Origin of the sequence: Anaerocolumna sp. AGMB13020, from assembly GCF_033100115.1 — a bacterium.
Lineage (GTDB): Bacteria > Bacillota > Clostridia > Lachnospirales > Lachnospiraceae > Anaerocolumna.
In genome coordinates this window covers 5,089,001-5,095,000 of sequence record NZ_CP136910.1, presented here as the reverse complement: position 1 = coordinate 5,095,000, position 6,000 = coordinate 5,089,001, and the positions used below count along the sequence as shown (strand labels likewise).

The following is a 6,000-nucleotide window of genomic DNA, read 5'->3' as shown; positions in this document are numbered from 1 at the left end:
TTTCCCAATTCTGACCGGTGTATTCCATAAAATATTCTCTTGATGTGATTATTTCTGTTAATTTTTATTTTTCTTTTTTTACTACTTATTACCTAATTATTATTTCATCTATCTCGACTTTTTATCTTGTCTTTTTATCCAATCTTTTATCTGCCTTTTTATCTTGTCTTTTTATCTTGCCTTTTTATCTTGCCTTTTTATCTTGCCTTTTTATCTTGCCTTTTTATCTTGCCTTTTTATCTTGCCTTTTTATCTTGCCTTTTTATCTTGCCTTTTTATCTTGCCTTTTTATCTTGCCTTTTTATCCAATCTTTCTAATTTATCTCTTTATCATTTTCTCTTATATCCCTATGTTCCATAATTTATTGTTACGATAATATATACGCGGGATTCGCTTGCCTACATTACAAATAAATTCATAATTAAAGGAATATGTCATATCTGCCACTTCCTCAACAGATATAAATTCCTCCCGATCTCTTCCAACCAGTGTTACGGAATCACCTTGTTCTACACCCGGAATATCTGTTACATCCACCATGAACTGATCCATACACACTCTTCCTATGATAGGCGCAGACATACCATGAATCAGTACTCTCCCTTTAGATGAAAGCTGCCTGGGGTAACCATCTCCATACCCTACCGGAATCGTAGCAATTTTTGTTTTTTTAGAGGTTACATATGTACTTCCATAACTAACCCCTATTCCAGCTTCAACTTCTTTTACATAACTTACATGTGATTTAATCTCCATTGCTGGCTTTAATTCCAGCACGTCTTTCTTTACCTCATTTGAGGGATAAAGCCCGTAGGTAGAAATACCACTTCGTACCATGTCTAACTGAGCCTCCGGCATATCGATAATACCAGCGCTATTTGCTATGTGCCTGATGGGGATATTGATCCCCTCTTGTTTTAGTTCTTCCACAAAGGCGAGAAATTTACTTAACTGCCTGTTGGCAGAGGTCTTATCCGTTTCATCAGCACAGGCAAAATGAGAAAAGATACCTTCTATCTCTATTCCCTTAAGTTCCGATATTTTCTTTATTTCCTCTATACTAAGTCCATCATCAAAAAAACCTATCCTTGACATTCCCGTATCAATCTTAATGTGAATCTTTGCTGTTTTCCCTTGACTTAGTGCTTCTTCTGACAAATCCTTTGCTGTGCTGTATTGAAAAATCGTCTGTGTTATGTCATGTTCTAGCAGCTTTTTGTATTGCCCCTTAGGGGTATATCCCAACACCAGTAGCGGTTTTTCAATTCCTGCCTTCCTTAATTCAATTCCTTCTTCCAGAATTGCAATACCAAAACTGTCTACGGCCATCTCGGAAAGTGCTTTCGCAATAGGTACCGCACCATGGCCATACCCGTCAGCTTTTAATATTACCATAAGTTTTGTTTCAGGCTGTAATATTTTTCTTGTATTATTTATATTGCTGCAGATTGCATCCAGATCAATATTCGCTGATGCTCTGTAATATTTTGAATTAAATTCTTCAATTGATGTCAGGTCTATATTTCCTGCTGTCATAGGTTCCTCCATTCATATCCGCAGTAACAGTGCATGACTTTATTACCGCTGAAATGTGATTGATTATATCATCTGCCATTAAGGAGTGCTGACCAGATTCTTCCGCCGCAAGGTCACCGGCTAAACCATGGATGTATACACCAAGGGCTGCCGCTTTATCCTCTGTCAGACCTTGGCCTAACAATCCCGCTATCATTCCGGTTAACACATCTCCTGAACCTCCAGTAGCCATACCGTTATTACCGGACAAATTAATATATCTGCTTTTCTTTTCCGCCACAATGGTTCTGGCATCTTTTATAGCATATACCATATTATTATCCAGAGTACATAGACTGGCTGCCTTTAAAAGATTTTCCTGAATCCATTTTATGGGAACATGAAGCAAATAGCTGAGTTCCTTTAAATGTGGTGTAAGTATGGTTCTGTCAGGCAGAAGATGCTTAAGAAATGAAATTCTGTCAGCCGCCTGCTGTTCTTCCATTGTTTCTGCTTGCGGTAAAGGTGAAGCTCCCGGTGAAAAATCCTGTTCTTTCATGTAATTTGCTGCTTTTTGACCAAGCAGCCAGAGGGCATCGCCATCAATAACAATCGGCACCTTTACTTCCGCAAGGACTAGCTGCAATAAACGCTCTGCCTGCGTACTTCTCCCTATACCAGGTCCGATTACTACTACATCCGCCCATTTGATCTCCTCTTTTAAAGTATTCATATCCCTAAGGTTAAGTTCCCCGTCAGAATAAGTATTTATAAGAGCTTCCGGCAATATGGTCTGCAAAATCGTCCTGTTTTTCTCATTGGTCAATATCTTGACTAAGCCGGCTCCCATACGGTATGCTGCCTTGGCAGAAAAATAAGCTGCCCCTGACATATCTGCTGAACCCGCTATAACAAGGATCTTTCCATAACTGCCTTTATTTGAATAGGCTTTCCTATTGGGTATTAAATTTAAATCTTCCTTATTAAAGGTATAGTGATGGAATGGAAGCTTAAGGTATTCAGGTGCTGCAAACCCAATATCCGCAACTGTTATAACCCCTGCATATTCACATCCGGGAAAAAGTACAAGTCCTAACTTAAGGTATCCAAAGGTTATTGTATAGTCTGCCTTCACTGCTGCCCCTAAAGGAAATCCAGAATCGGCTGATATTCCTGATGGTATATCAACAGCAAATACCTTCTCTTTTTTTAATCTGTTTATTTTATCTATTATATTCTTATATTCACCCTGAATATCTTTATTTAATCCGATGCCGAAGATGGCGTCTATAAGAATCGTGTTTTCATCAATAGTATATTCCGGGGTATCAATATTGCTAACTATTTCAACACCGAAATTCACAGCAATTTCTAATTGCTGCAAAAACAAGGCGGATGCCTTATTCCTGTCACCCACCACATATATTGCTGCTTTGTACCCTTTACAGGTTAGAATCCTGGCAGCCGCAATTCCATCAGCTCCATTATTCCCTGTACCGCATAAAGCAAGTATTTTCAATTTTGTATCTTTCTCACAGCTTGAAGTTATGATATGTTCATCAATTACTTCTGCTACCTTTAAGGCAGCACGCTCCATCAAAACAATAGCAGGTATCCCCATTTCTTCCGTGGTTTTCCTGTCAACTTCCTGCATCTCATTACGCTTGACCAGATATTTCATATAAACCTCTTTTATAAACTTGACTTTCTGAATACCTATCTACGTATTTTCTGAATACTACGAATTAATGCTTTCTCCAACAGCAAAAGCACTGGCGAACTCCTTTGTGTTTGTGATAGTTACCAGTATCCTTTGACATGCAATTTTATCGGCAGCCTCTTTGGCTCCTTTCAATAAATTCACAAAAGGTTTCCCGTATTCATCCCGCAATACTTCTATATCTGAAGGATGAATTCCTCGAAAACCCAGACCCAGCATTTTTACAACTGCTTCTTTTACAGCAAAATTTCCGGCAAGCTTTCTTCTGTCTGTCTGAGCAAGTTCTAACTCTTTTGGAGTAAAGATTCTCCTGCAGAAATGTTCCCGCTCACAGGCTTTCATGACTCTTTCGATTTCAATTAAATCTGTACCGATACCAACAATCATGCTATTTATTCCTTTTTATCTCTTCATCCAGTTCCTGCAATAGTTCCGGTCCCAGCAGATCATGCATGTAATTATAGATATCTGCATTTTTCATTTCCATATCCTGTTTCTCTAGGATTTTTATTTTCAGCTGTTCTCGGATGTTTTGAATCCACTTATTAATCTCATTGATTTTCTCTGTGTTCTCACTGAGCCGTCTATAGCAGATTTGTGAACTTTCTATTATTAAAGCTTCGTTAGCCGCCTTAATTTGATAAGGCAGATCAACCAGTTCATTCTCTGAGTCTTTTACTTTATCGCCAATTTCCCTTATCAGTCTCTGGTTCTGATCAAGTTTCTTTTCTTTGGCTTTTCCCAGCTTTGTGTCATTGACATCCATGTGAGTGATAATCTCACCCATCAGTTGATTCTTTATCTTCTTGTAATCCTTTAAATCATTGGTAAGTTTGCCTTGCTGTTTCATCAGCTCATCCAGTTTATTTTCCATTGCTTTGATGTGAACAGGTTTATCATAATCCGGAAACAGCTGATGCCAGCGTTCATCCAATACTACTATTGGTATTTTCTTACCCTTAAAGATTTTTTCAAAGTTTATGTCTTCCTTTTTTCTCATGTATACTTATACCCCATTTCTGGTGCAAGCTTTCGCTTTGGTGTCCTTTTTAATTATTATCGGATGAAATGTCTTCTTCCGTAATACCTTGGGACTCTTCCAAATCTTTTAGGGTATAGGATAATCTCATAAGACTTTCTAACAGATGTACATTCTCTACAATGACATCGGAGGGGAGATTTAAATCTACTGGCGCAAAATTCCAAATGGCTTTAATACCTAAGGCCACTATTTCTTTAGCAGTCTGTGGTGCCTTTATCTTTGGTATGGTCAGTGCGGCTATATGAACCTTGTTGCTCTTCACAAATTCTTCCAGTTCATCCATCATCTGTATCTGAGTTCCCCTGATTGATATTCCTTCCAATCGCGGGTTAACATCAAAGATACCCTTAATCATAAATCCTCTTCTTTCAAAATCACCATAGTTTGCCAATGCCTGTCCCAAATTACCCGCTCCTATGATGATTACATTGTACTTTCTGTCAAGTCCTAATATTTTTCCAATCTCAGTAAACAGATATTCAACATTATATCCGTACCCCTGCTGTCCGAACCCACCAAAATTGTTCAAATCCTGCCTTATCTGGGAGGCAGTAACCTTCATCCTCTCGCTTAACTCCTTAGATGAAATACGTACCACGTCATTTTCCAGCAGTTCTCCCAAGTAACGATAATATCTGGGTAAGCGCTGTATTACGGCTAATGAAATTTCTTTCTCTTGCACTTCTGACCCTCCTTTATTTTTTATAACTGAAAGCAGGTAATTCAATATTGCAAATTAAAACTGATATATGCATATATTCATTAACCTGCTTTTGATTTTCTTATGTTTAAAGGAATGTTTTAAGTAAACTGTTTTTACTCTTCCTGTGTAAAAATACGGTATTCAGGTATTTCTACAGAAAGGATCCTACAAATTCTTCATTTAACTTAATTTACTCCTGAATATAGCTTTCTAATAAGATATTATATGTGAATGATATTTATTTGTCAAATGCTGATTCCTATATGAATTTTCCAATAATTCCCTCGGTTTATCTGCCGGCGCGTATATTTAAAACCGTTCTGTGCTCCAGCGATATATTCTCAAAATAACGTTCTCCGCCTTCTCCAATTGGTGCTTGTGCCACCAAACCAACTTTGATTGTCTGACTGGCGGGCAGAATAAAATAACGCATCATATCATATTTTATACCATCCAAAGAATAGTGAAAGGCAAAGGCATCTCCTACCCTGGCTGCCTGAAGCCAAACCTCATTTCCTTCTATATTACAGCCGTTTGCATCATCAGACAAGGGATTTGTTACAACACTGACAACTGCATTGGTGTCAAAATCCGTCTTCTCAAAGCAGGCCTTAGCCCAGATGCTGTCATTCTCCATTAACATTATCGTTGCTGCATCAAAGGTATCCAAAAAAGCATGAGATACCTTGGCTCTAAATACAAAATCCCCAAAAATTTCTGTATAATAAAATGGCGCATTATCACGTACAAATACTCCTGTCCCACGGAAGAAATCACTCTGCCCGGGTGCTTTTATCACAATTCCTTCTTTTGTATATCGAATACTGCTTTCATTTAACCATTTAAAATCTTTGAAAAATTTCTTACTCATGTGTAAACCCCTTTCCTAATTGGCTTATAATAGTATCTGCGCTGTAAATTACAACCTTCCCGCAGTCTGTAACAGGCACTTTTTCTACATGATATCATTGATACAGGCACTTTTTCAAGTTATTTATCTCACTTAATAACGGAAGTAA

At 37.9% G+C, this 6,000-nt stretch carries 6 protein-coding genes; all 6 read right to left on the bottom strand.

Features of this window, described 5'->3' with window-relative positions; all coding sequences use genetic code 11:
• Positions 1-340 precede the first annotated feature (340 nt).
• On the bottom strand, positions 341-1,537 hold the full coding sequence (gene alr, locus R2R35_RS21445) for an alanine racemase (protein ID WP_317731904.1): 1,197 nt from the start codon (positions 1,535-1,537) through the stop codon (positions 341-343).
• Positions 1,503-3,197 (bottom strand): NAD(P)H-hydrate dehydratase, encoded by a 1,695-nt coding sequence (locus R2R35_RS21440; protein WP_317731903.1) that lies wholly within the window; start codon positions 3,195-3,197, stop codon positions 1,503-1,505. The genes alr and R2R35_RS21440 overlap by 35 nt, the downstream gene beginning before the upstream one ends.
• A gap of 57 nt (positions 3,198-3,254) precedes the next feature.
• Complete coding sequence (acpS, locus tag R2R35_RS21435) at positions 3,255-3,623, bottom strand: holo-ACP synthase (protein WP_317731902.1); 369 nt, start codon at positions 3,621-3,623, stop codon at positions 3,255-3,257.
• Position 3,624: 1 nt separating this feature from the next.
• Positions 3,625-4,236, bottom strand: a complete 612-nt coding sequence (locus tag R2R35_RS21430) for a hypothetical protein (RefSeq protein WP_317731901.1) — start codon at positions 4,234-4,236, stop codon at positions 3,625-3,627.
• Between the two features lie 49 nt (positions 4,237-4,285).
• Positions 4,286-4,960, bottom strand: coding sequence for a redox-sensing transcriptional repressor Rex (locus tag R2R35_RS21425; RefSeq protein ID WP_317731900.1), 675 nt, complete (start codon positions 4,958-4,960; stop codon positions 4,286-4,288).
• A 310-nt stretch (positions 4,961-5,270) separates the two neighbouring features.
• Positions 5,271-5,852, bottom strand: a complete 582-nt coding sequence (locus R2R35_RS21420; protein WP_317731899.1) for a DUF1349 domain-containing protein — start codon at positions 5,850-5,852, stop codon at positions 5,271-5,273.
• Positions 5,853-6,000 lie beyond the last annotated feature (148 nt).

What these genes read in the sequence shown, in the direction of transcription:
- alr (WP_317731904.1), bottom strand. Translation starts at nt 1,537, where the DNA reads ATGACAGCAGGAAATATAGACCTGACATCAATTGAAGAATTTAATTCA.
- R2R35_RS21440 (WP_317731903.1), bottom strand. Translation starts at nt 3,197, where the DNA reads ATGAAATATCTGGTCAAGCGTAATGAGATGCAGGAAGTTGACAGGAAA.
- acpS (WP_317731902.1), bottom strand. Translation starts at nt 3,623, where the DNA reads ATGATTGTTGGTATCGGTACAGATTTAATTGAAATCGAAAGAGTCATG.
- R2R35_RS21430 (WP_317731901.1), bottom strand. Translation starts at nt 4,236, where the DNA reads ATGAGAAAAAAGGAAGACATAAACTTTGAAAAAATCTTTAAGGGTAAG.
- R2R35_RS21420 (WP_317731899.1), bottom strand. Translation starts at nt 5,852, where the DNA reads ATGAGTAAGAAATTTTTCAAAGATTTTAAATGGTTAAATGAAAGCAGT.